Origin of the sequence: Streptomyces sp. NPDC090088, assembly GCF_044747345.1 — a bacterium.
In the GTDB taxonomy this organism is placed as follows: Bacteria; Actinomycetota; Actinomycetes; order Streptomycetales; family Streptomycetaceae; genus Streptomyces.
This window is the reverse complement of the sequence record NZ_JBIVDZ010000003.1, coordinates 25,997-49,420: the sequence shown is the minus strand read 5'-3', so window position 1 is coordinate 49,420 and position 23,424 is coordinate 25,997. Positions and strand designations below refer to the sequence as shown.

The following is a 23,424-nucleotide window of genomic DNA, read 5'->3' as shown; positions in this document are numbered from 1 at the left end:
CGGGAGCGTTCGCGGTGCGGTCACGAGAACGCCGGATGGGGGTGAACAGGCCTGGAACTACGACCGGTTGGGGTCCAGGGCGGTTCAGCTCAGCGTTGACATGCAGCCGTCATGCTCTCAAAGCGATCTCAAAGGAATGCCATGATCCGCTCTGGTCTTGCTCAAAACAGCGCAGGTCGGCCCCTACGGCAACAGCCCCTCCGGAATCCCGGAGGGGCTGTCTGTTGTGGCTGGGGCCGGGGTCGAACCGGCGACCTATCGCTTTTCAGGCGATCGCTCGTACCAACTGAGCTACCCAGCCACGAGGTTTCACGTGAAACCCCAGCGGTCCTGACGGGATTTGAACCCGCGGCCTCCACCTTGACAGGGTGGCGAGCACTCCAAACTGCTCCACAGGACCAAGCTTTGTATTGCTATGCGTGCAACAGTGTCGCACACGATCTTGCGTGCCCCCAACGGGATTCGAACCCGTGCTACCGCCTTGAAAGGGCGGCGTCCTAGGCCGCTAGACGATGAGGGCTATCGGCCCGCCTGGGCGCTTCCTCAGCGCGTCGGGGACGTGAGAAGCATATGGGATGGCGGGGAGTATCGCCAAAACGGTTTACGACCCCGAGGGCGACGGGGTGGCTCCCGGCAGGTTCTCCTCCGGGAGGTGGCGGCTGACCTCGGCCGTCGTCTGGCCCAGCCCGCCCAGCTTGATCTCGTCCCAGGCCTGGAGGCGGCGGGAGTCGCGGTCGAAGTAGAGGATCGAGGCCTCGATGGGGTCCGGGTACTTGCCCTCCACCGCCCGGAGCCCGCTGCCGCCCGTGGAGCCCTCCACCCGGAGCCGGGTGCCGTGCGGCAGCAGCTCCGTCTGCTCGTGGTGCAGGTGGCCGGCCAGGACGATGGGCACCTCGCCGTCGGTCATCCGGGCCGCCGACGGCTCGTGGACGATCGCCACGTCCACCGGGGTGTCGGCCGCCCGCTGCTCGCGCAGGGCGGTGGCGAGGCGGTCCCCGGCCTGCTCCTCGGCCGCGTCGCCGCCGGGGACCGTCGAGCGGTCGGGGGTGAACTGGGGGTCGCCGATCCCGGCGAAGCGCAGCCCGGCGATCGTCTCGGCCCGGCCGTCGTCCAGGACGTGCACGTTCTTCATGCGCCGCAGATAGCGCTGGGTGAGCGCCGAGTCGTGGTTGCCCCGGACCCAGACGTAGGGCACGCCCAGGTCGGCGATCGGGTCCAGGAAGCCGTTCTCGGCCGCCGTGCCGTGGTCCATGGTGTCGCCGGAGTCGACGATCACGTTCACCTTGTACTGCTCCACCAGCGAGGCGATGATCTTCCAGCTCGCCGGGTTGAGGTGGATGTCGGAGACGTGCAGGACCCGCAGGGTGCTCGGGTCCGGCGCGTAGGCGGGCAGCGTGGAGGTGACGTCGTAGAGCTTCGTCACATTGGTCACCAGGCGGGCCAGCTCCTTCTGGTAGACGTCGAACTCGGTGACGATGCTGCGGGCGTTGCCGACCAGGGCGGGGGCGGAGGAGAGCAGGCCGGAGAACCTCGGCTCCAGGACCGACTTGGGGTTCCAGGTGGCGTACGCGGTCACGCCGGACGTGGCGAGCAGGGCGAGGGCGAGGCCGCCGGCGGCCAGGGCGCGGCGCGGGCGGCGGTAGACGGCGAGACCGAGGGCCGTGGCGCCGGAGACGACGGCCACGCAGGAGCGCACGGCCAGGTCGAGGGTGCCGTGCTCGACGTCGTGGGCGACCTCGTCCTGGAGGCCGGAGAGCCGCTCGGGGTGGTCGACGAGGGCCTGGGAGCGGACCGGGTCGAGCTGGTCGACGTTGACGTCGAGGCGGACCGGCGCGGTGTGGGTGTCCAGGTAGAGGGCGCCCAGCGGGGAGACGTTTATCTTCGTGCCGCCGGTGAGGGACGGACGCAGGGTCATCGTCGTGTCCATCGGGCCGACCTGGGAGCGGACGTTCCCGACGATCAGCAGACCGAGCCAGGCGCCGACGAGGACCACCGTCATCAGGCCGAGGGCACGGCTCCAGGCGGGCGAACGGTGCTGCTCGGGGGCGAGTTCCAGGACGGGGAGGCGGACGTGGGCTCGGGCTCGGGCCATTGGTGCCGTATGCCCAGGATTGCGGGCTCGTATGCGACCGGCGCGGCCCGTCGATGCGGACGCCCGGGCTCAGCCCCAGCCGAGTTCGTGCAGGCGGTCGTCGTTGATGCCGAAGTGGTGGGCGATCTCGTGGATCACGGTGACGGCTACCTCGTGCACCACTGCCTCGGGGGTCTCGCAGTAGCGCAGCGTCGGGCCCATGTAGATCGAGATGCGGTCCGGGAGCACGCCGGCGTACCACTCGCCGCGGTCCGTGAGCGGGGTTCCCTCGTAGAGGCCCAGCAGCTCGGGGTCGTCGGCCGGGGGTTCGTCCTCGACGAACACGGCGACGTTGTCCATCACCCGGGTCAGTTCCGGAGGGATCCGGTCCAGGGCCTGGCTCACGAGTTCCTCGAACGCTTCGCGTGTCATCTCCAGCACAGGGCCATTGTCGGGGACGGGGGCGCGGGCGACCCTGATATCGGTGCGGTGGCCGATCTTGATCTCGGCGGCCGCCCTCGACCTCGGCGGCCGCCCTCGGCCCCGGAGGTGCCCGCACTCACTCGCCGAGCCAGGAGCGGATGCGGGCGGCCCAGGCGCGGTCGGTGGTGGTCTCCATCAACTCCTTGCGGTCGACGAGGAGGTAGAGCTCCCCGGCGGGCACGGTGCCCAGGATCAGCGGCTTGCCCGCGTTCAGCAGGCCGCCGATGAGACGGCCGTACAGGTCGGTGAACCTGACCTCCACCGAGGTGATGTCCGCCCGGCTCAGCACCAGGTCCCCGGTGTCGCCCCAGTCGCCGAGCACCAGCCGGTCCCGGTGCAGGGCAATCCTGCCGCGCCGCAGGAAGAGCGCCTTCTGGCTGACGGCGCCGGCCAGTCTGTCGGGGGTCGTCTTGCGGTCCAGTTCGCCGGCGGTGGCGCCCAGGTAGTCGCCCACGGCCCGGGGTGTGCTGTCTGCGCTCATGGTCATGGAACCGACGGTGCCGGCGGTCCCGCCGCCTGCGCGTCGGCGTTTGGTCTGCGGTTCCGCTACTTCGGTAGCGGGCGCCGGGGCGCACGCCGACCAAAGTCGGTGCCGACCCACCGGTACGCCGGTGGTGCGGGCGGCGTGTCCTCTTGCGGGCGGCGGGAGTTGGGCAGGACGACTTCTTTCTCCGCCCCCGGAGGTGGCCGCCGTGCGCCCCTTGTACACACCCGTCCGTCTGGCCGCCACGCTGATGGCGGTCGCGGCCGCAGCCGGCTGTGTGAACGTGGGGGACGACGCGGGAAAGGCCAGGCCGTCGCACTCCGCGGGGCACCGGGGCGGTGGCGAGGCCGACGGCGGCTCCGGGGTGTCCGGCGAGGGCGGCGCGGGATACGGCGGTGAGGTGGCCGACGGCAAGCGCGGGCACGCGGGGAAGCGGAAGCCGGGGGAGTCGTCGTCGGAGTCCGCGCGGCCGACGAAGGGATCCAGCGCGGCGCCGGCCGCGCCGGTGAAGCCGGGGCAGAGCGCGCCGCCGGGAGCGCCGGCCGGGCCCACCGGGGCGCCCGTGACACCCACACCGCCGGCGGCATCGCCCACGCCGCCCCCGGACTCCCCCACGCCGCCGCCCCCCGTGACGGACCCGCCGTCGGCCGAGCCGTCCTCGTCGGCACACGAGGACGGCTCGGGAACACAGCTGGTGCAACGGGAGCCGGCGCCGGCGGCGGGGACACCGGCGTAGGAGGCATTCAAGGGGGCGTTCAGGGGGCGCGGAAGAAGTGGGCGGGTTCGTGTGTTGTGCCCTCCGTAAGACCGCGCGTCTGGTCTGTAGGGCCGTGGCGAACCCGCTGTGAGCTGCGATGTTGGGGCTCGGTTTGCCTTCGGGGGTGGTGGGTGCGTATGGTGGTAGATCGTTTGATCCCATTTGCCCGGCGCCACCACAGAGCGCGCCGTGTGGCGCGTACTCTCCCTTGCCGTGGCGGACCGCATTGAGGCGGTCGTGAGCGAATCACGGAGTTGACGGGCGCGTGCCGAAGAGACTCCGGAAGGTTTCGCATTCGCATGTCCGTGTCCAGTACTGATCAGTTCGTCGTGTCCGAGAACAACCAGGACGACGATCTGGTGACCGAGGTCACCGAGGTCTCCGAGGAGACCGCTGACACCACCGACACCACCCCCCAGACCACCTTTGCCGACCTCGGCCTCCCCGAGGGCGTCGTGCGCAAGCTCGCGCAGAACGGCGTGACGACCCCCTTCCCGATCCAGGCCGCGACCATCCCGGACGCCCTGGCCGGCAAGGACATCCTCGGCCGTGGCCGCACCGGCTCCGGCAAGACCCTCTCCTTCGGTCTGCCCACCCTGGCCACGCTGGCCGGCGGCCGGACCGAGAAGAAGCGCCCGCGCGCCGTCATCCTCACCCCCACCCGTGAGCTGGCGATGCAGGTCGCGGACGCCCTCCAGCCCTACGGCGACGTCGTCGGCCTGAAGATGAAGGTCGTCTGCGGCGGTACGTCGATGGGCAACCAGATCTACGCCCTGGAGCGCGGCGTCGACATCCTCGTCGCCACCCCGGGCCGCCTGCGCGACATCATCAACCGCGGCGCCTGCTCCCTGGAGGACGTGCAGATCGCGGTCCTCGACGAGGCCGACCAGATGTCCGACCTGGGCTTCCTGCCCGAGGTCACCGAGCTGCTCGACCAGGTCCCGGCCGGCGGCCAGCGCATGCTCTTCTCCGCGACCATGGAGAACGAGATCTCCACGCTGGTCAAGCGCTACCTGGTCGACCCGATCTCGCACGAGGTCGACGCCGCCCAGGGCGCGGTCACGACCATGTCCCACCACATCCTGATCGTGAAGCCCAAGGACAAGGCGCCGGTCACCGCCGCGATCGCCTCCCGCAAGGGCCGCACCATCATCTTCGTCCGCACCCAGCTGGGCGCCGACCGCGTCGCCGAGCAGCTGCGCGACTCCGGTGTGAAGGCCGACGCGCTGCACGGCGGCATGACCCAGGGCGCCCGGACCCGGACCCTGGCGGACTTCAAGGACGGTTACGTCAACGTCCTCGTCGCCACCGACGTCGCCGCCCGCGGTATCCACGTCGACGGCATCGACCTGGTCCTCAACGTGGACCCGGCCGGCGACCACAAGGACTACCTGCACCGCGCCGGCCGCACCGCCCGGGCCGGCCGCACCGGCACGGTCGTCTCGCTCTCCCTGCCGCACCAGCGCCGCCAGATCTTCCGCCTCATGGAGGACGCGGGCGTCGACGCCGGGCGTCACATCATCAACTCCGGTACGGCCTTCGAGCCCGAGGTCGCCGAGATCACCGGCGCCCGTTCGATGACCGAGGTCCAGTCCGAGTCCGCGGGCAACGCGGCGCAGCAGGCCGAGCGCGAGGTCGCCCAGCTCACCAAGGAGCTGGAGCGGGCGCAGCGCCGGGCCGCCGAGCTGCGCGAGGAGGCCGACCGCCTCGTCGCCCGGGTCGCCCGCGAGCGCGGCGAGGACCCGGAGACGGCCGTGGCCGAGGCGCAGGCCGTGGCCGAGGCCGCGGTGGTCGAGGAGACCGTGGCGGCGGCGGAGCAGGAGCCGGTGCGGGAGAACCGCGAGCGTTCCTTCGAGCGCCGTGACGACCGTCGTGACGACCGGGGCGGCTTCCGTCGCGACGAGCGTCGTGACGACCGTGGCGGCCGTTCCTTCGAGCGTCGTGACGACCGGGGCGGCCGCCCCTTCGAGCGCCGGGAAAACCGCGAGCGCGGTTTCGAACGGCGTGACGACCGTCGTGACGACCGCCGTCCGTTCGACCGCGACCGCGCCGACCGCGGTGACCGTCCGTTCAACCGTGAGCGCCGTGACGACCGTCGTGACGACCGGGGCGGCTTCCGTCGCGACGAGCGTCGTGACGACCGTGGCGGCCGTTCCTTCGAGCGCCGCGACGACCGCGGTGGCCGTTCCTTCGACCGCGACCGTGACGACCGCGGTGGCCGCTCCTTCGAGCGCCGTGACGGCGGCGACCGTGGCGGCTTCCGCCGCGACGACCGTCCGTCCGGTCACCGGGGCAGCGACCGTCCGTTCAACCGCGACCGTCGTGACGACCGCCCGTCCTTCCGCGGCGGCAGCCACGACCGCCCCGGCCACGAGCGTCCGTACGGCCGCCGCGACGACCACCGCGGCTCGTCCTCCGGCTCCGGCTCCTTCGGCCGCCGTGACGACAAGCCGCGCTGGAAGCGCAACGGCTGACGCGTCCTCATGAACGGCTGACGCTCCGTGAGCCGTCCCCGAGGCCCCCACCGGCACCCCGCCGGTGGGGGCCTCGGCGTTTCCGGCCGGCCGTCTCCGATCGCAAAGAGTTTCCCAGTTTCTGTGAACGAGCTGTAAAATGAGCACAGTTGTGTGACGGGTGAGCAGGCCGGGGGGCCGCGGGTGCCGGAGTGAGCGGTGCCGAACCCGTCACCGTTCCTGGGGAGGGACTCTTCGTGGTACGTCGTGCTCCCGCACGCCTGCGTCTCGTCGCCGCGACCGCCGTACTGGCGGCCGGACTGAGCCCGCTGCTGCCCATGCCGGCCGCCGTCGCCGACACCGCGCAGGAGACGGTCGTACCGGCGACCCTGCGCGGCACGTACACGTCCGGCGCGCTCTACGGAAAGTCCACCTACGCCGGGCACGACGGCGCCGGTGCGCAGGGCGTGTTCCACAGCCTTGAGGGTGCCGGGCTGGTCTGGACGCGGTACTCGGACGGCACCTCGACGCCGGTGGTCCACCCGACGGGATACACCAGTTACGCGACGGCCGGCGGTGACGTCCTCGCCTACCGGTACGCCGACGGCCGGGTCGACCTGTGGAACGCGGCCGACGGTACGACCCGGACGATCCGGACCCCCGAGGGGCTGAGCCTGCTCACCGCCTACGCCGACCTGGCGGTGGCCTACCGGCAGGTGACCGACGAGAACGGCACGACGACCCGCGAGATGCACCTGCTGTTCCCGCAGGACGACGGCTCCACCCGGGACGTGCCGGTGACCGGGGTGCCCGACGGGTACGTCCTCGGCCAGCCCAAGGGCGGTGACGCGGACGGGCTGCTGTTCCAGGCCGGCCGGTCGGGCGGCGGCTCCTACACGGCGGTCATGGTCGACCCGCACACCGGGCAGGTCCGGGGCTGGACCCCGCCCGGTGCCAAGGTCTACCTGAACGCGCAGGTCACCGCCGACCGGGTCGTCCTCTTCAACACCGGCGACGCCACGGTGCAGGTGTACTCCCGCGCCGATCTGTCGGCCGCCCCGGTCGCGGTCACGCTGGACGGCGGCGGCACGATCCCCGCGCAGGGCCTCGCGGTCGTCGGTGACTGGCTGCTGACCCAGCCCGGCGGCACGGCCGTGCGCGCCCAGCCGATCGCCGGCGGTCCCTCGAAGGTGCTGCTGTCCGCGGCGAACACCGGCATCGCCGCCGCCTCGGACGGCGGGGCCCTGGCGGTGGGCCGCACCGACCGGCCTGCCGACGACTGGGGGGTGCAGCGCATCCAGCCCGGACCGGCCGGGGAGCCGACGGTCACCCAGCTGAAGGCGCTGCCGAAACCGCCGTACAAGATCCAGGGGCTCGCCCTGGACCAGGGGACGCTCGTCGTCGCCGACCCCAGCAACGGCTACCGCGACACGTACGCGCGGACCGTCGCCGCGACCGGGACACCGACGTTCGGGCCGCGCTCGTCGTACGACGGGTCCAGTGCGCTGGTGGGTTCCTGCCCGGCGACAGACCTCGGATGCTCGCAGCTGTACGGCGCGCCGGACGGATCGGCCGTGTGGCTGGAGCGGGGGTCGGGTCAGTACGACCGGATCAGGGCGGGCGGCCCCGGCGTGTTCTGGGAGCACAGCGTCGCGGCGGGCGGCCGGATCACCGACGTCTCCGGCGCGTACGTGCTCTACACGGCCGCCACCGGGCAGTCCGTCTACCGCGTCCGCGACGAGGGCGCCCCGGTCCGCACCCTCCCGGCCGGCCCCGCCGCCCTCTCCGGCGACCTGCTGTGGAGCGCGGGCGCGACCCCCGGCACGGTCACCGCCTACGACCTGACACAGCGGAAGACCGTCGAGACCCTCACCACCGACGCCGGCTGCGCGCCCACCGAACTCCAGGCGCTGGGCCGCTGGCTGTACTGGAACTGCGGGGACAGGGCCGGGGTGTACGACCGTACGGCGAAGAAGTCCGTGCCGGTCCCCGCCGACGAGGCGAAGCTCGGCGACGGGTACGTCGTCACCCACGACAAGGCGGCCGGGCGGCTGGTCCTCACCACGGTCGCCGACGGCACGGCGGCGAGCCGGGTGATCGGCGACCTGCCCGACACCGGGGTCTCCCAGCGGGACGTGCGCTGGACGGTCGACGAGTCCGGCGCGAACGCGGCCTACGTGGACGCCGGGGAGCGGGTGCACCTGGTGCCGTCCGGGGTGACCCAGCAGCCGTTGCGCCTGCTGGGCCCGGTGGACCGCGCGGCGGAGGTGGAGGCGCGGCAGCCCGATCCGGCCGTGTACCCGGTCGCCCGGGTGCCGCTGTCGAAGCCGGTCGCGGGCTGGACGCTGACCGTCCGTGACAAGGCGACCGGCAAGGTCGTCGACACCGAGACCGGCGGTCCCGCGCGCGGCACGCTGAAGATCGGCTGGGACGGTGTGGCCGGCACGAAGCTGCTGCCCGGGGCGCCGTACGACTGGACGCTGTCGGTCACCCCGGCGGACGGAGCGGGTGCCGGGCTGTCCTTCCAGGGCACGGTCCGGCTGCTGCACGGCCGCCCGGTCCACCGCGACTTCGTCGGACGCTCGGACGGCCTCGGCGACCTGCTCACCCTCGACCGGTACGGCGACCTGATCTTCAACGGGGGCAAGGGCGGGAAGTTCGAGGGCGGCACGGTCGGCAGCGGCTGGTCCACCTCCGTCAAGGCGGTGCCCACCGGGGACCTGGACGGCGACAACTGCAACGACGTGCTGATCAGGCTGAGCAGCGGCACCCTGCGCGCGTACCGGCCGGGCTGCGACGGGTACCTGGAGTCGACGGTGCCGTACACGACGCTGGGCACCGGCTGGAACCAGTACGACGTCCTGACCTCCCCCGGCGACCTCACCAAGGACGGCCGCCCCGACCTGATCGCCCGCAACGCCGCCACCGGCGCGGTCTACCTCTACAAGGGCACCAGCGCGGGCAAGCTCTCCGCGCGCGTGAAGCTGTACGGCAACTGGAAGACGTACAAGAAGGTGGTCGGCGCCGGTGACCTGAACGGGGACGGCGTCGCGGACCTGGTCGCGCAGGACAAGGCGAACAACCTGTACCGGTACTACGGCACCGGGAAGGGCGGGTTCGGCGGGCGGGTGAAGATCGCGAGCGGGTGGGGGTCGTCGTACAACGTGGTCGTCGGGGTCGGGGACATCACCGGGGACGGGAAGAGCGACCTGGTCGCGCGGGACGCGGCGGGGAATCTGTACCGGATGACCGGGACGGGCAGGGGGACGTTCGCGGCGCGGGCGAAGATCGGGACGGGCTGGCAGGGCTACAAGGGCCTTTTCTAGCCAAGTTGTGACGCATGTCACGCCCCCGGTGAGGGAATTGCTGGGGGCATGACAGATGACGCGGCTCACGCGACAGGCAAGGCGCTCTCCGACGAGGAACAGCTGGCCCAGCTCGGCTACACGCAGGTCCTCGCCCGCCGTATGTCGGCCTTCTCCAACTACGCGGTCTCCTTCACGATCATCTCGGTCCTCTCCGGCTGCCTCACCCTCTACCTCTTCGGCATGATCACCGGCGGCCCGGCCGTGATCACCTGGGGCTGGGTGGCCGTGGGGCTCATGACCCTCTTCGTGGGTCTCTCGATGGCCGAGATCTGCTCCGCCTATCCCACCTCCGCGGGCCTCTACTTCTGGGCCCACCGCCTGGCCCCGCCCCGCTCGGCCGCGGCCTGGGCCTGGTTCACGGGCTGGTTCAACGTGCTGGGACAGGTGGCGGTGACGGCGGGCATCGACTTCGGTGCCGCGTCCTTCCTGGGCGCGTACCTGAACCTGCAGTTCGACTTCGAGGTCACCCCGGGCCGGACGATTCTCCTGTTCGCCGGGATCCTGCTGCTGCACGGCCTGCTGAACACCTTCGGCGTCCGCATCGTCGCGATCCTGAACAGCGTGAGCGTGTGGTGGCACGTGGTGGGCGTCGCGGTCATCGTCGGCGCGCTGACCTTCGTCCCCGACCACCACCAGTCGGCGTCCTTCGTCTTCACGAAGTTCGTCAACGAGACGGGCTGGAGCAGCGGCCCGTACGTCGTCCTGCTCGGCCTCCTGATGGCCCAGTACACCTTCACCGGCTACGACGCCTCCGCCCACATGACCGAGGAGACCCACGACGCCTCGACGGCGGGCCCGAAGGGCATCGTCCGCTCGATCTGGACCTCCTGGATAGCCGGCTTCGTCCTGCTCCTCGGCTTCACCTTCGCCATCCAGTCCTACGACAAGGAGCTGAAGTCCCCGACCGGCGCGCCCCCGGCCCAGATCCTCCTGGACGCGCTCGGCGCCACCACCGGCAAGCTCCTGCTCCTCGTCGTGATCGGTGCCCAGCTCTTCTGTGGAATGGCCTCGGTCACCGCCAACAGCCGCATGATCTACGCCTTTTCACGGGACGGCGCGCTGCCCTTCTCCCGGGTCTGGCGTACGGTCAGTCCCCGTACCCGCACCCCCGTGGCGGCCGTCTGGCTGGCGGCGCTCTCCGCGCTGGCCCTCGGCCTGCCCTACCTGATCAACTACACGGCCTACGCCGCCGTGACGTCGATCGCGGTCATCGGGCTGTACGTGGCGTACGTGATCCCGACCCTGCTGCGGGTGCGCAAGGGCGCGGCGTTCCAGCGGGGGCCGTGGCATCTGGGCCGCTGGTCGCTCGTCATCGGCGTGGTGTCGGTGGCCTGGGTCGGGATCATCACCGTCCTCTTCATGCTCCCGCAGGTCTCCCCGGTCACCTGGAAGTCCTTCAACTACGCCCCGGTCGCCGTCCTCGCGGTCCTCGGCTTCGCCGCGATCTGGTGGCAGGCCTCGGCCCGGCACTGGTTCCTCCGCCCGACCGGCGCGGCCCACCACGAGGACACCGCCAAACTGGTGGATCTCTGACCCTAGGGACCGCTTCCGTCCCACTTCTGCCGCGTGACGCGGCCGTGACCCCGATACCCGATCGGCGACACGGCTCCGTCCGGCTATGCTCGGGGAGGCAACATCGCCTGGGCCGTTAGCTCAATTGGCAGAGCAGTGGACTTTTAATCCATTGGTTGTGGGTTCGAGTCCCACACGGCCTACCGCATCGCCCCCAGCTCGGAGGTATTCGAGCTGGGGGCGAGCGCGTTTCCGGGGGCGCGCTTCGCAGGTGCCAACTGCCGGTCGGACTCGGGGAAATGAACTCCCGAAGGCCGGATCCGCGGGGTGCGGCAAAGGGCTTACGGGCCCCGTTGAATCTGACTACTATCGGCCCACCAGTCGCCGGACTTGGGCGATTTTTTCCTCATGAATGCGCGAAACGGTGGGGGGAGTGTCACTAAGGTGACCGGATTGGGCGGGTTCGGGGGTAGACGAACCAGAAGTACGGCCGCCGAGAACAGGCCAGCGGACGAGGCTGAACAGACGTCGGCTGATGTGCCCTCAGAGGCGGTCGGGCCTGGTGGGGGCGTCCGTCGACTGCCTCTGCGGACCGTGCTGGTCGTCCTCGTGGTGGTACCGAGCCTCGCGCTCGCGCCCCTGTGGGGTCTGAGTACGTACCAGCTGGCGACCCGCTGGCAGGCGGAGAAGGCCCAGCGCGATCTGACCGCCTCCCTGAGCCGGCCGTCGGCCGCCCTCTTCCAGTCCCTCGGAGAGGAGCGGCGGTTCACGGCGGAGGCGCAGGCCGACCCCGGTACCGCCACCCGCGACAAGCTGGCCGCCGCGCGCGCGGCGACCGACAAGGCGGTGACCGGCTTCCGCCGGGTGGCGTCCGAGAGCACCTCGCACGGTCAGCAGGGACTCGGCACGGCCCTCGCCGACACCGTGCGCGATCTCGACCGGCTCCCCGCACAGCGCAAGGCGGTGGACGGCGGGTCGGCCGGCAAGAAGGCGGCGTTCGACTACTACAACGGCACCGTCGACTCCCTGATCACCGTCTTCACCGCGCTGGGCCGCAGCAGCAACGCCGACGTGACCTTGCTGGCGCACACGATCGTCGACCTCTACGGCGCCATCGACATGATCGGACGCGAGGACGCCCTGCTCGGCCGCGACTGGCAGAGCGGGCATCTGAAGGTCGACGAGTACGACGTGTTCGTCGACGCCGTCGGCGCCCAGGAGTACCTGCTCCAGCGGGCCGCCCTCACCCTCACCGGCGCCGAACGCGACGCGTACGAGGGGCTGACGGCCGCCAGGTCATGGGCGACCAAGCAGAACCTGGAGGAGCAGGTCATCGTCGCCGGCCCGCACCACTCGCAGGGCGAGCTGGTCCTCGGCCAGATCCACACCCAGTGGCGCGATTCGGTGGACGCCGGCTACCCGCGGCTGCTGAACCTGGTCCAGGTCCGGGTCGCGCACCTCGACAAGGTCGCCTCCGACAGCGTCGACCGGCTCCAGCGGACCCTGCTCATCGTCAGCGCCATCGGCCTGCTCGCCGTGGTCCTGGTCATCATCACCAGCTGGCGCCTCACCACCGTCCTGCGCCGGCGCATCGACGCCCTGCGCGAGGAGGCCGTGGAGCTCCAGCAGCGGCTGCCCGACGTGGTGTCCCGGCTGGAGCGCGGCGAGAACGTCGACGTGGACCGCGAGGTCCGGCTGGTCGAGCCCACCCCCGACGAGCTCGGCGAACTCGGCCGGGCCCTGAACGCGGCCAGCCGCAGCGCCGTGTCCACCGCCGTCCGGCAGGCCGAACAGCACCGCGGCTTCGAGCGGCTGCTCCAGCGGATCGCCCGCCGTACCCAGATCCTCATCGGCCTCCAGCTGCGCAAGCTGGACGAGCTGGAACGCACCCACGACGACCCGGAGGTGCTGGAGGGCCTGTTCGACCTGGACCACCTCACCGCCCGGCTGCGCCGCTACGAGGAGAACCTGGTCATCCTCGGCGGCGGCCAGCCGCAGCGCCGCTGGCACAAGCCGGTCCGGCTGCTCGACGTGCTGCGCGCCGCGCAGAGCGAGGTGCAGGACTACCGGCGGATCTCGATCGACGTGGAGGACGAGGCCTGGGTGTCCGAGCGGGCGGTGGGTCCGCTGGTGCACATCCTGGCGGAGCTGATGGAGAACGCCGCCGCCTTCTCCAGGCCGCTGACCCCGGTCGAGGTGCGGGCCGCGCCGGTCAGCCGGGGCATCGCGGTCGAGATCGAGGACCGCGGCCTGGGCATGGAGCCCGAGCAGTACGCCGCCGCCAACGCCCTGATGGAGACGCCACCGCAGCTCGACGTGATGACCCAGGCCGACGACGTACGGCTCGGCCTGTACGTGGTCGCCCGGCTGTCGGCGGGGCTCGGCCTGCGGGTGGAGCTGCGGCCGTCCGCCTTCGGCGGTACCCGGGTGATCGTCCTGCTGCCGGAACAGGTGGTGGTGGACCGGCCCGGTACGGCGCCCCAGTGGGCCGAGGTTCCCCCGGAGACCCCGCCGTACCGGCCCGGTCCGCGGCGGCACCCGCACGACGCCGGTATCGGTTCGCGGGCCCCGCAGGAGGGCGGTCAGCTGCCCGTCCGCGCCAGGGGACACGCGATGGCGAACGTCACCGCCGCCTCCGGCCCGCGGCCGGCGGACGAGCACGAGGCGTCCCCGCCCCCGCCGGCCGAGGCGCGGCCGCTGCCCCAGCGGGTCCGCCAGGCCAGCCTGGCGCCCGAACTCCAGCTCCCGGCGGCACCGGAGGAGCGGGCCGAGCCGGACGAGCCGGACGAGCCGGACCTCTGGACGCTCCCCGGCCGGTCCGGCCGGTCGGGGGCCACGATCGGCGCGTTCCAGCGACAGTCCAGGCAGTCCAGGCAGTCCAGGCAGTCGTCCCAGCCGGCCCGGGGCGGGGACGACTCGGACGACGACGGCGCCGCGGCCGGCTTCGGCGCCGGCACCGGTGACAGCGACGGTCACACCAACGGCAACGGCTACGGCAGCCGTGACGGCGCCGGCAACGGCGATGGCAACGGCAACGGTGGAAGGCCCGCCTCTCCCAGCCGGCCTGCCTCTCCCAGGACGGATGATCGAGGATGACGCAGCGAACGACGGCCACCGACGTGGACCTGGACTGGCTTCTGGACGGCCTGGTCGACCAGGTGACGGGCACCCGGCACGCCATCGTGCTCTCCGACGACGGCCTGGTGATCAGCCGTTCGCGGACCGTCGACCGCTCCGACGCCGAGCGGCTCGCCGCGATCGCCACGGGCCAGCAGAGCCTCGCCCGCGGCGCCGGGCAACTCTTCGGCGGCGGCCCGGTCCACCAGGTCATCGTCGAGATGGCCGGCCTGTGGCTGTTCGTGATCTCCGCGGGGCGCGGCACCCACCTGGCGGTGATCGCCTCCCAGGAGGTCGACGCCGAGCTGATGAGCGTCGCCATGCACACCCTCGTCCAGCAGGTCGGCCAGCGGCTGGGCACCGACGCGCGTACACCGCCGTCGGACGACACCGGGAGAGCCGGATGAGGCACTGGACCGAGGGGTTCGACGACGATGACGCCGACGAGCAACTGGTCCGTCCCTACACGATCACCAGCGGGCGCACCGCCCCCGAGCGGGCGGATCTGACCCTGATCACCCTGGTGACGACGGTCCCCGAGGGCACCGCGCAGGCCGCGCTCGCGGTGCGCGGGATGCAGCCGGAGCACCGCACGATCCTCGCGCTGTGCCGCGACTCCAGAGCGGTGGTGGAAGTCGCGGCCGAACTGGGTCTCCCGGTGTCACTGACCAAGATCCTCATCGGTGATCTGGTCGACTCCGGCCAGATGTGGGCCCGTGCGCCGCGGCCGCTCGCCCAGCCGGGCGACGTTTCTGACATGACCATCCTTGAGGCGGTGAGAAATGGACTACGCAAGCTCTGAGCACGTGCCCGGCACCGCCCCCCTGGCGGTCAAGATCCTGGTCGCCGGCGGGTTCGGCGTCGGGAAGACGACCCTGGTCGGCGCGGTGAGCGAGGTCGCCCCGCTGCACACCGAGGAGTACCTGACCCGGGCCAGCGACGGCGTGGACGACCTGGAGGGCCTGACCAGCAAGGTGACGACCACCGTCGCGCTGGACTTCGGGCGGATCACCATCAGCGGCGACCTCGTGGTGTACCTGTTCGGCACCCCTGGCCAGGAGCGCTTCTGGTTCATGTGGAACGACCTGGTCAACGGGGCGCTGGGCGCGGTGGTCCTGGTCGACACCCGGCGGCTGGAGGTGAGCTTCGCCTCGATCGACTTCTTCGAGAGCCGTGGCATCCCCTTCGTCGTCGGCGTCAACTGCTTCCACGGTGTCCGGGACCGGACCGCGGAGGAGATCCGCGGCGCGCTCGCCCTGGACCCCCAGGTGCCGCTGGTGCTCTGCGACGCCCGGGACCGGTCGGACGGCCGCGATGTGCTGCTGGCCCTCGTCGACCATCTGATGGCGAGCCGCTCCACCACGTCCGTGTAACCGCCGACATTTGGTTTCATTCGATACTGTATCGAGCGAAGTAATCTGGCTCCATGGCCACCGATGTTCCGCACCCGCCCGCCGCGCCCGCTTCCGCCTCCCCCTCCGCCCCGACCCCAGCTTCCGCCTCCGCCCCGCGTGCGGCCCACCGCCCCGGGGATGTCTCGCCGTTCGCCCTCGGCCTGCTGCTGCGCCGGGCGCACTGGCACGCGGCCGCGGTGATGGGGGAGGCGCTGCGGCCGTTCGGTGTGGAGCTGCGGCACTTCGCGGTGCTGATCGAGCTGGTCGACCACGGGGCCACGGTGCAGCGGGACCTGGCGGCGGCGACGGGGTCGGACAAGGCGGGGATCATGCGGGTCGTGGACGACCTGGAGCGCAAGGGGCTGGCCGTGCGCAGGGCGGTTCCGGGGGACCGGCGGGCGCGGGCGGTGGAGATCACCCCTGAGGGGCGGGAGCTCTTCGACGCGGTCCATGTGGCGGCGGAGCCGCTCGCCGAACGTCTGGTCGCGGAGCTGGAGCCCGGCGAACCCGAGAAGCTGACGGAGCTGCTGACCCGTCTTACCCGAGATGGTATCGAGTGATACCATCTTGGGTGTGACTAAGGGGGGCGGACGGAGGTCGGCACTCATGGACGTCTACGAGGCGGTAGCGAGCCGGCGGGCGGTGCGCGCGTTCACCGACCGGCCCGTCCCGAGGGAGACCCTGGAGCGGGTGCTGTCCGCCGCGGCCTGGGCGCCCTCGGGATCGAACATCCAGCCCTGGCACGTGTACGTGCTGACCGGCGCACCCCTGGCCGAGCTCAAGAAGCGGGCCGGTGAGCGCCTGGCCGTGGGCGACCCCTGGGACGAGCCGGAGTACGAGCAGTACCCGCCCGTGCTGAAGTCGCCGTACCGCGAGCGCCGCTCGGCCTTCGGTGAGCAGCGCTACGGCGCGCTCGGCATCGCGCGCGAGGACCTGGAGGCGCGCCAGCGGGCCGCCGCCGGGAACTGGGACTGCTTCGGCGCGCCGGCCGCCCTGTTCTGCTACGTCGACCGGGACATGGGGCGGCCCCAGTGGTCCGACCTGGGCATGTTTCTGCAGACCGCCATGCTGCTGCTGCGCGCCGAAGGGCTGCACAGCTGCCCGCAGATGGCGTGGGCGAAGTTCCACCGGACCGTCGCGGAGATCGTCTCGCCCCCCGAGGGGCTCGTCCTCTTCTGCGGCATGTCGATCGGCTTCGAGGACGTCACGGAACGCGCACCCCGCACGACCCGGGCGCCGCTCGGCGAGACGGTCACGTTCGTCGACGGCCACTGACACCGCCCTGCCGTTTCTTGCCCTGCCCACCTAGCTCGCTCTATGTCATATTGCGGAAAAAGAGCGACGAAAGGTACGTCATGAAGATCGCGGTCATAGGCGGTACCGGGCTGATCGGATCGCAGGTCGTCAAGGACCTGCGGGCCGCCGGGCACGAGGCGGTACCCCACTCGAAGTCCACCGGAGCCGACGTCCTCAGCGGCCAGGGGCTGGACGAGGCGGTGGCCGGAGCCGACGTCGTCGTCAACCTGACGAACTCCCCGACCTTCGACGAAGCCTCCCCGGCCTTCTTCCAGACCTCGATGGAGAATCTGCTGGCCGCGGCCCGCAAGGGCGGCGTCGGCCACTTCGTCATCCTCTCGATCGTCGGCGTGGACCAGGTGCCGGAGCTGGCCTACTACCAGGCCAAGGTGGTCCAGGAGCATCTCCTGGAGGCCGGTCGGATCCCCTACTCGATCGTCCGGGCCACCCAGTTCATGGACTTCATGGAGGCCGTCCTGTCCTGGACCGCCGAGGGCGACACCGTCCGGCTGCCCGCCACGCCGATCCAGCCGATCGCCTCCGCGGACGTGGCCGCCGCGGTGGCGGAGGTCGCCGCGGGCGCCCCGCTGAACGGCATCCGCAACGTCGCCGGCCCCGAGATCTTCTCCCTGGACGAACTGGGCCGGATCACCCTGTCCCACAAGGGCGACCCCCGCACCGTCGTCACCGACCCCACCGCCGGCATGTTCGCCGCCGTCAAGGGCGACGTCCTCACCGACCCGGACGCCCACCTCGCCCCCACCCACTACACCGACTGGCTCTCCTGACCCACCGGCCCGGGGCGGGACGGTCCGGCGACGATTCGTGCGTTCGGGGTGTCGGAGAGTGACCGTCGCCCTACACTCGCGGCTGCGAATCGTTGCAGGGGGCCATGGGGGGTCGTATGCGTGCCACAATCACCGGTCCGGATCACGAGGACGGACATCTGATCGTCGGCGAACTCCACGACTGGCTCGTCGGGGACTCGGATCTGCGCCGTACGGCCGCGATCCGCCGGATCCCCCGCGAGTCCGCCGGGACGACGGGTCCGACGGGAACGATGGGGTCGCTGGACGTCATCGAGGTCGTGGTCGGCCAGGGCATCGCCGCCCTCAACCTGGCGGTCGCCTACGCGTCCTGGCGCTCCACCCGCCCGGCGCCGCCCCGCCTCACCGTGACCCTGCCGGGCGGCACGCTGACCGTGACGGACGACAGCCCGGAGGCGCTGGAGCGGATCCTCGCGGCGCTGCGCGAGCCGGCACCGGCGCCCACGCCGGCGACCTCCGCCGAGGCAGGGGCGCGCACCGATGACCCAGCCTGAGCCGTCCGCCTCCCGGGCGGTCATCGTCGGCGTCCAGGGCTACCAGCACCTGGAACCGCTCCCCGCCGTCGCCAACAACGTACGGCGCATGGCCGAGCTGCTGTGCGACCCCGATCTGTGGGGACTCCCGGCGGAGAACTGCACGGTCCTGCTGGACCCGACGTCCGACCGCGAGGTGCTGGAGGCGGTGCACGCGGCGGCCTCGCAGGCGCAGGACGGTTTCCTGCTGTACTTCGCCGGCCACGGCCTGCCCGAGCAGCCCGACGGACTGCAACTGGCGTTGCCGGACACCACCAGCGAGCACCTGTTCCGGGCCCTGTCCTACGACCGGGTCAGATCGGTGATCCTCCGGTACTGCACGGCCCTGCACAAGGTGGTCATCCTCGACACCTGCTTCAGCGGCCGTGCCCTCAAGGGCTTCATGGGTCCGGACGTGGGTGTCGCCGACTTCGCGGAGGTGGACGGCACCTTCCTCATGACGTCCTCCGCGGAGAACCGGACCTCGATGGCACCGGTGGGCGCCGAGTACACGCTGTTCACCGGCGAACTCGTGAAGGTGCTCGACCAGGGCCACCCCGACACCGGCGACCTCCTCGACATGGACACGATCTACCGGTCGGTGGACCGCGCCCTGCGGGCCGGCGGCGGCCCGCTGCCCCAGCAGCGCGCCCGCAACGCCGGTGCCCGCATCACCTTCATCCGCAACCGGGCCCACCTGGGCGAACGGCGGCGCCCCCGGACCCCGGTACCGCTCGACACCGCCGTGCCCGCCGGGTACGAGGCCCTGCTGGACGAGACGGTGCCGGGTCTCATCGAGCAGCTGACCGGTATGGCGAGGACGGAGCGCCGCGCCGAGGCCGACGGCGTGCTCACCGCCGTCGCCACCCGCTGGCCCGAACAGGAGGCGGCGGCGCTGCTGAGCGACCTGCACGCGGCCGGGCTGCGCCGGGAGACGCAGCTCGCCTGCGAGGCCGTCGCCGCGCGGTCGGCCGCCCAGGTCACGGAATGTCTGCACGTGCTCGAACAGCTCGGCCTCGGCCAGGTGGCCGACATGATCTTCGCGGCACTGGCGCGCACCGGTCCGACGGCCGTCGCGGCGGCCGCCCGCAGCCTGCGCGACCTCGGTCTGGCGGTGACGGAGCGCCTGGTGCGGCCCGCCCTCGCGACGAGCGGTCCCGAGGGCTCGGCCGACCTGGTGGTGGCGCTCCATCAGCAGGGGCTCGGCGAGGAGGCCATGGCCGGACTGCGCCTGCTGGTCGCCGGACATCCCGACCCGGAGTACGTCCGCGTCGCCGACGCCCTGCTGGAACGGGACTCCGCCGAATCCGCGTACGCGCTGTACCTGGCGCTGCCCGAGGCCCTCGCCGCCTCCCGGTCACGGGAGGAGACCGCCCGGTTGCTGCTCTCCATGAAGGAGAACGGGGCACAGCGGCAGGCGGAGGAACTGCTCCGGGCGCTGCTCGCCGCCGAGCCGGAGGAACGGGTCGGCTGGGCGCTCGCCCTGCGCTCGGCCGGTCTCGACTGGGCGGACGACGCGGCTCGTGACCTGCTGGGCACGGCCTCCGCCGGGACGGTGCTGGGGATCATGGAGCGGATCCGCCGGACCCGGCCCGACGCCCTCGTCACGGTGGTGCAGTGGGCGAACGCGCGCCCCCGCGGTGCCGACGACACCGTCTCCTTCATGACGGCGCTGCGCCGGTTCGGCCGCCCCCTGGACGCCATGCGCCTGCTCACCGACGTCGCCGACGCGGGGCCCGCGCAGGCCGCCGCCCTCATCGCCGCGTTGCGCGAGCTCGGGCACGAGGCAGTGGACCGGCTCCTGGAGCGCGCCGCCGGCCGTCCCGCCGCGGAGCGCGTCGTCTTCGTCGCCGAACTGCGCGCGCACGGTGCGCGGGAGGACGCCGACCGGATGCTCGCCGACGTCCTGAACGGCCCCGAAGGGGAGCTGCTCGGGGTGCTTCCCGCCCTGGCCGGCGAGGTCGACGTCGACACCCTGCACGCGCACATCGCGGCCTCCGCCGAGGGCGGGGAGGTGGCGCCGGTGCTCCTGCACTACTGGCGCGGCGGGCGGTTCGCGGAAGCGGACCGGCTGCTCGACCTGCTCGGCGAGCGTTCCGAACCGCTCCTGGAGGAGACCCTGTGGGCGCTGCCGGGCCTCCTCTCGCACGAAGAACACGAGTACCTCACGGATTCGGTGGCGAAGGTCGGTTTCCGCACCCTCGTCCGAGTCACCGTGCGGGCGGCCGAGGCGCCGGACGAGAGCGCCGCGGACCGTTCGCTGCGCGCCGCCGTCACCGAGGGACTGAACGCCCTGCGGCTCTCCGCGCTGCTGGCCCTGATCGTGGCGCTGCGGGGCCTGGCCGCCGGTGCCGGCGACCGTGCGGTGGTCTGGGTGCTGGGCGACGCGCTGGCCGGTCACCGCGGTGACGCGTCCCAACTGCTCGCCCATCTGCTGGAGGACGAACGCCACAGCGAGCATGTCCCCGATGAGCTGCGGACGTTGCTGGCGTACTCCGAGGCGGACCGGGTCGTGGCGATCTACCGGGTGCTGGAGGGGTCCGCGCCGGCCCATGACGAGTACGTGCTCGCCGGGCTCGGCTCCCGGGCCGACCTGCCGTACGTACTGGCCCGGTTGCGCAGGGTGGGGCTGTCGCGCGGGGACGCGGTGCGCGTGCAGCGCTCCTCGCAGCGGCGCCGCACCGAGGTGAACGATCCGGAGGTCGGGCGGGTCCTGCGGGACGGACTGGCGCGCCCCTTCGACGGATCGGACGTGGAGCGGGCCAAGGCAGTGCTGTGGAAGGCGGCCCAGGCCCTGGAGCCGTACCAGCTGGCGGAGCTGCTCGGGGCCCTGCACGACCAGGGGAAGGAGGCGGATCTCGACTGGGTGATCACCTCCGCCGCCGAACGGGTGCCGCTGGAGGACTGGTTGCCCGATGTGCTGGCCGCACTGGGCGGTGCCCGCCTCGACGAGGTGGCCGGCGCGCTCGTCCAGGCGGTCGTCCGTCGCTCCCGGGCCTGGGAGGTGCAGGGCACCGCCGCCATCCTGCGGGAGGACGGCATGGACGAGTACGCGGACCAACTGGACGACGCGAACCGGCGCAACCGGGTGACGCGCTGGTTCCGTATGTGACTCTCCCGCTCCGGTCGCCGGAGGCCGTGGCCGGGCGCTCAGCGCAGCCGGATCGCGGTCAGTACGCCGTCGCCGATCTGGTGCAGGTCCACGGCGAACTCCTGCTCGTCGGTGAGGAGTTCGCGGAAGGCGGCCACCTGCTCCCGGTGGCTGACGGCGTTGTCGACGGCCACGATGCCGTACGGCTTCAGGATGCGGCGCAGCTGCGGCCAGTAGTCGACGTAGGCCGGTCGCTCGGCGTCGAGGACGACCAGGTCGACGGAGGTGTCGGGGGTGCCGGCGAGGACCTCGGCGCCGTCGCCGTGGACGACGTCGACGTGCTCCCGGACGCCGGCGCGCTCCAGGTTGGCCAGCGCCGCGGTGACCCGGGCCCCGTCGATCTCCACGGTGGTCAGCCGGCCGCCGGTGTCGCGGACCGCGTCGGCGCACCAGATCGCCGAGTAGCCGTTGGAGGTGCCGATCTCCAGGACGGACGTGGCGCGCCGGGCGCGGATCAGGGTCGCGATCAGCCGGGCGGCGTCCGGGGTCATGTTGCGCAGGCGCCGCAGCCGGTCGGCCAGCGGGCCGTCGTGGGACCGTCCCTCGCGGTGGAGGTCGTCGAGAACGCGTGCCAGCTGGTCGTCCACCAAGGCTCCTTCACCGGGGGTGCGTGTGCCTTCGTTGCTAGCACATCCGGCCGGGCCGTGGCGGGGCTCAGCCCGCGTTGAGCTCCGTCAACTCGCCCAGCGGGAGCGTGTGCTGGGTGTGCAGGACCTTCGCGCGCAGGTAGCGGACGTTGTGGGCGGTGCTGAAGACGCCGGTCGGGACGCGGTCGCGGACGGTGATCCCGAGGCCGCGCAACTGCTCGGCCTTGTCCGGGTTGTTGGAGAGCAGGTCGAGCTCGTCGATGCCGAGGGCCGACAGCATCTGGGCGGCGGCGGTGTAGTCGCGGGCGTCCTCGGGCAGGCCGAGGGCGGCGTTCGCCTCGTAGGTGTCCAGGCCCTGGTCCTGGAGGGCGTAGGCGTCGAGCTTGTTGTAGAGGCCGATGCCGCGGCCCTCCTGGCGCAGGTAGAGCAGGACGCCACCGCGCTCGGCGATGCGCTCGACGGCCTCGCGCAGCTGGGGTCCGCAGTCGCAGCGGGCGGAGCCGAAGACGTCGCCGGTCAGGCACTCGGAGTGCAGGCGGACCAGCGGGAGGGTGCCGGGGGCGGGGTCGCCGAGGACGATGGCGACATGCTCCTGGCCGTCGGCCAGGCCGTGGAAGGTGACGAGCTCGGCGTCGACGCCGTAGCCGTCGTTGAAGCGCAGCGGGACCCGGACGCGGGCGCGCTGGGTGGCGGCGGGGTGGTCGGTCATCGGGTTCTCCAGTGTCCGGGTGCAGGACGGCTGTCCCGGTACGGGACGTCGCGGATTCCTGCTTCAGATTTGAAGCAGATCCACGGCTGGAACCCTACCCCATGCTTTAAATTTGAAGCAACAGATTTCCGTACGGTTTCGCGAATTCCGGGTTCACGAACCGGAACAGGGTGACGACCGCCGCCGCCAGGGCACCTCGTCCGACGTCGGCCGCGGGGTCTCGGCCCCCTCCAGCGCCCGTACGATCACCGCGCTGATCTCCTCCAGCTGGTCCACCTGCTCCTCGGAGAGATGGTCGAAGACCGCCGCCCGCACCGTCTCCACATGCCCCGGCGCCGTGCGCTCCAGGACCGCCATGCCCGCGTCGGTCAGCAGGGCGAAGCTGCTCCGCTTGTCCCACTGGCAGTCCTCGCGCCGGATCAGCCCGTCCTTCTCCAGCCGCGTCACGGCGTACGTCAGCCGGCTCCGGGTGATCTTCGACTTCTCGGCGAGGTCGGTCATGCGCAGTTTGCGCTCCGGTGCCTCGGAGAGGTTGGCCAGGATCGAGTAGTACAGATGCGGCATGCCGGCGTCCTGCTGGAGCTGCCGGTCGATCGCGTCCTCCAGGAGGTGCGTCGCCGCGATGTACGCGCGCCAGGCGCGCTGCTCCTTCGAGGTGAGCCAGCGAGTCGTCATACACCCAGTGTAGGTTTGTTTCAAACTT

Annotated in this window: 19 protein-coding genes and 4 tRNA genes; 14 read left to right on the top strand and 9 right to left on the bottom strand. The window is 71.9% G+C overall.

Features of this window, described 5'->3' with window-relative positions; genetic code table 11:
• Positions 1-227: 227 nt before the first annotated feature.
• The 6 genes from ACIPSJ_RS16155 to ACIPSJ_RS16130 form a co-directional block, all read right to left on the bottom strand.
• Positions 228-301 (bottom strand) — tRNA-Phe (locus tag ACIPSJ_RS16155).
• Between the two features lie 24 nt (positions 302-325).
• A tRNA-Asp gene (locus ACIPSJ_RS16150) sits at positions 326-400 on the bottom strand.
• A gap of 47 nt (positions 401-447) precedes the next feature.
• Positions 448-520: transfer RNA gene (locus ACIPSJ_RS16145), tRNA-Glu, on the bottom strand.
• An 81-nt stretch (positions 521-601) separates the two neighbouring features.
• Positions 602-2,092: a metallophosphoesterase gene (locus ACIPSJ_RS16140; RefSeq protein ID WP_359211754.1), complete on the bottom strand. Its 1,491-nt coding sequence runs from the start codon at positions 2,090-2,092 to the stop codon at positions 602-604.
• A 69-nt stretch (positions 2,093-2,161) separates the two neighbouring features.
• Positions 2,162-2,512 (bottom strand): metallopeptidase family protein, encoded by a 351-nt coding sequence (locus ACIPSJ_RS16135; RefSeq protein ID WP_355713737.1) that lies wholly within the window; start codon positions 2,510-2,512, stop codon positions 2,162-2,164.
• Between the two features lie 118 nt (positions 2,513-2,630).
• Positions 2,631-3,041: a hypothetical protein gene (locus ACIPSJ_RS16130; RefSeq protein ID WP_401346319.1), complete on the bottom strand. Its 411-nt coding sequence runs from the start codon at positions 3,039-3,041 to the stop codon at positions 2,631-2,633.
• 205 nt (positions 3,042-3,246) lie between these two features.
• Here ACIPSJ_RS16130 and ACIPSJ_RS16125 point away from each other — a divergent pair, with 205 nt between their 5' ends.
• The 14 genes from ACIPSJ_RS16125 (at position 3,247) to ACIPSJ_RS16060 (ending at position 21,386) form a co-directional block, all read left to right on the top strand.
• Positions 3,247-3,774: a hypothetical protein gene (locus ACIPSJ_RS16125; RefSeq protein ID WP_401346317.1), complete on the top strand. Its 528-nt coding sequence runs from the start codon at positions 3,247-3,249 to the stop codon at positions 3,772-3,774.
• 320 nt (positions 3,775-4,094) lie between these two features.
• A complete protein-coding gene (locus ACIPSJ_RS16120; RefSeq protein ID WP_359211745.1) occupies positions 4,095-6,269 on the top strand; it encodes a DEAD/DEAH box helicase in 2,175 nt (724 codons plus the stop codon).
• Positions 6,270-6,505: 236 nt separating this feature from the next.
• Entirely contained in the window at positions 6,506-9,574 is a 3,069-nt protein-coding gene (locus ACIPSJ_RS16115; protein WP_401346315.1) for an FG-GAP-like repeat-containing protein, read from the top strand.
• A 48-nt stretch (positions 9,575-9,622) separates the two neighbouring features.
• Positions 9,623-11,149 (top strand): amino acid permease, encoded by a 1,527-nt coding sequence (locus ACIPSJ_RS16110; protein ID WP_359211739.1) that lies wholly within the window; start codon positions 9,623-9,625, stop codon positions 11,147-11,149.
• A gap of 109 nt (positions 11,150-11,258) precedes the next feature.
• Positions 11,259-11,331: transfer RNA gene (locus tag ACIPSJ_RS16105), tRNA-Lys, on the top strand.
• 391 nt (positions 11,332-11,722) lie between these two features.
• Positions 11,723-14,224 carry a nitrate- and nitrite sensing domain-containing protein gene (locus tag ACIPSJ_RS16100; RefSeq protein ID WP_401346313.1) on the top strand — a complete coding sequence of 834 codons (2,502 nt, stop codon included), beginning with the start codon at positions 11,723-11,725 and terminating at the stop codon, positions 14,222-14,224.
• Complete coding sequence (locus ACIPSJ_RS16095) at positions 14,221-14,652, top strand: roadblock/LC7 domain-containing protein (RefSeq protein ID WP_359211733.1); 432 nt, start codon at positions 14,221-14,223, stop codon at positions 14,650-14,652. The genes ACIPSJ_RS16100 and ACIPSJ_RS16095 overlap by 4 nt, the downstream gene beginning before the upstream one ends.
• Positions 14,649-15,047, top strand: coding sequence for a DUF742 domain-containing protein (locus ACIPSJ_RS16090; RefSeq protein ID WP_359211730.1), 399 nt, complete (start codon positions 14,649-14,651; stop codon positions 15,045-15,047). The genes ACIPSJ_RS16095 and ACIPSJ_RS16090 overlap by 4 nt, the downstream gene beginning before the upstream one ends.
• A complete protein-coding gene (locus tag ACIPSJ_RS16085; RefSeq protein ID WP_359211727.1) occupies positions 15,028-15,618 on the top strand; it encodes an ATP/GTP-binding protein in 591 nt (196 codons plus the stop codon). The genes ACIPSJ_RS16090 and ACIPSJ_RS16085 overlap by 20 nt, the downstream gene beginning before the upstream one ends.
• Before the next feature lie 53 nt (positions 15,619-15,671).
• Positions 15,672-16,199 carry a MarR family winged helix-turn-helix transcriptional regulator gene (locus ACIPSJ_RS16080; RefSeq protein WP_401346310.1) on the top strand — a complete coding sequence of 176 codons (528 nt, stop codon included), beginning with the start codon at positions 15,672-15,674 and terminating at the stop codon, positions 16,197-16,199.
• A gap of 46 nt (positions 16,200-16,245) precedes the next feature.
• Positions 16,246-16,914 carry a nitroreductase gene (locus ACIPSJ_RS16075; RefSeq protein WP_359211721.1) on the top strand — a complete coding sequence of 223 codons (669 nt, stop codon included), beginning with the start codon at positions 16,246-16,248 and terminating at the stop codon, positions 16,912-16,914.
• Between the two features lie 80 nt (positions 16,915-16,994).
• Positions 16,995-17,723, top strand: a complete 729-nt coding sequence (locus tag ACIPSJ_RS16070) for an NAD(P)H-binding protein (RefSeq protein WP_359211718.1) — start codon at positions 16,995-16,997, stop codon at positions 17,721-17,723.
• Positions 17,724-17,839: 116 nt separating this feature from the next.
• Entirely contained in the window at positions 17,840-18,256 is a 417-nt protein-coding gene (locus ACIPSJ_RS16065; protein WP_401346307.1) for a hypothetical protein, read from the top strand.
• Entirely contained in the window at positions 18,243-21,386 is a 3,144-nt protein-coding gene (locus ACIPSJ_RS16060; RefSeq protein WP_401346305.1) for a caspase family protein, read from the top strand. The genes ACIPSJ_RS16065 and ACIPSJ_RS16060 overlap by 14 nt, the downstream gene beginning before the upstream one ends.
• A 38-nt stretch (positions 21,387-21,424) precedes the next feature.
• Here ACIPSJ_RS16060 and ACIPSJ_RS16055 read toward each other — a convergent pair whose 3' ends face one another.
• The 3 genes from ACIPSJ_RS16055 to ACIPSJ_RS16045 all read right to left on the bottom strand — a co-directional run bounded on the left by ACIPSJ_RS16055 (position 21,425) and on the right by ACIPSJ_RS16045 (position 23,396).
• Complete coding sequence (locus ACIPSJ_RS16055; protein ID WP_401346303.1) at positions 21,425-22,012, bottom strand: O-methyltransferase; 588 nt, start codon at positions 22,010-22,012, stop codon at positions 21,425-21,427.
• A gap of 67 nt (positions 22,013-22,079) precedes the next feature.
• A complete protein-coding gene (ribA, locus tag ACIPSJ_RS16050) occupies positions 22,080-22,721 on the bottom strand; it encodes a GTP cyclohydrolase II (RefSeq protein ID WP_401346301.1) in 642 nt (213 codons plus the stop codon).
• Between the two features lie 153 nt (positions 22,722-22,874).
• Complete coding sequence (locus ACIPSJ_RS16045; protein ID WP_359211704.1) at positions 22,875-23,396, bottom strand: MarR family transcriptional regulator; 522 nt, start codon at positions 23,394-23,396, stop codon at positions 22,875-22,877.
• Positions 23,397-23,424: the final 28 nt, after the last annotated feature.

Excerpts from the sequence above, each read along its gene's own strand:
- ACIPSJ_RS16045 (WP_359211704.1), bottom strand. The coding sequence starts at position 23,396 with ATGACGACTCGCTGGCTCACCTCGAAGGAGCAGCGCGCCTGGCGCGCG.
- ribA (WP_401346301.1), bottom strand. The coding sequence starts at position 22,721 with ATGACCGACCACCCCGCCGCCACCCAGCGCGCCCGCGTCCGGGTCCCG.
- ACIPSJ_RS16120 (WP_359211745.1), top strand. The coding sequence starts at position 4,095 with ATGTCCGTGTCCAGTACTGATCAGTTCGTCGTGTCCGAGAACAACCAG.
- ACIPSJ_RS16090 (WP_359211730.1), top strand. The coding sequence starts at position 14,649 with ATGAGGCACTGGACCGAGGGGTTCGACGACGATGACGCCGACGAGCAA.
- ACIPSJ_RS16110 (WP_359211739.1), top strand. The coding sequence starts at position 9,623 with ATGACAGATGACGCGGCTCACGCGACAGGCAAGGCGCTCTCCGACGAG.
- ACIPSJ_RS16085 (WP_359211727.1), top strand. The coding sequence starts at position 15,028 with ATGGACTACGCAAGCTCTGAGCACGTGCCCGGCACCGCCCCCCTGGCG.
- ACIPSJ_RS16065 (WP_401346307.1), top strand. The coding sequence starts at position 17,840 with ATGCGTGCCACAATCACCGGTCCGGATCACGAGGACGGACATCTGATC.
- ACIPSJ_RS16060 (WP_401346305.1), top strand. The coding sequence starts at position 18,243 with ATGACCCAGCCTGAGCCGTCCGCCTCCCGGGCGGTCATCGTCGGCGTC.
- ACIPSJ_RS16140 (WP_359211754.1), bottom strand. The coding sequence starts at position 2,092 with ATGGCCCGAGCCCGAGCCCACGTCCGCCTCCCCGTCCTGGAACTCGCC.
- ACIPSJ_RS16070 (WP_359211718.1), top strand. The coding sequence starts at position 16,995 with ATGAAGATCGCGGTCATAGGCGGTACCGGGCTGATCGGATCGCAGGTC.
- ACIPSJ_RS16080 (WP_401346310.1), top strand. The coding sequence starts at position 15,672 with ATGGCCACCGATGTTCCGCACCCGCCCGCCGCGCCCGCTTCCGCCTCC.
- ACIPSJ_RS16075 (WP_359211721.1), top strand. The coding sequence starts at position 16,246 with ATGGACGTCTACGAGGCGGTAGCGAGCCGGCGGGCGGTGCGCGCGTTC.
- ACIPSJ_RS16095 (WP_359211733.1), top strand. The coding sequence starts at position 14,221 with ATGACGCAGCGAACGACGGCCACCGACGTGGACCTGGACTGGCTTCTG.
- ACIPSJ_RS16130 (WP_401346319.1), bottom strand. The coding sequence starts at position 3,041 with ATGACCATGAGCGCAGACAGCACACCCCGGGCCGTGGGCGACTACCTG.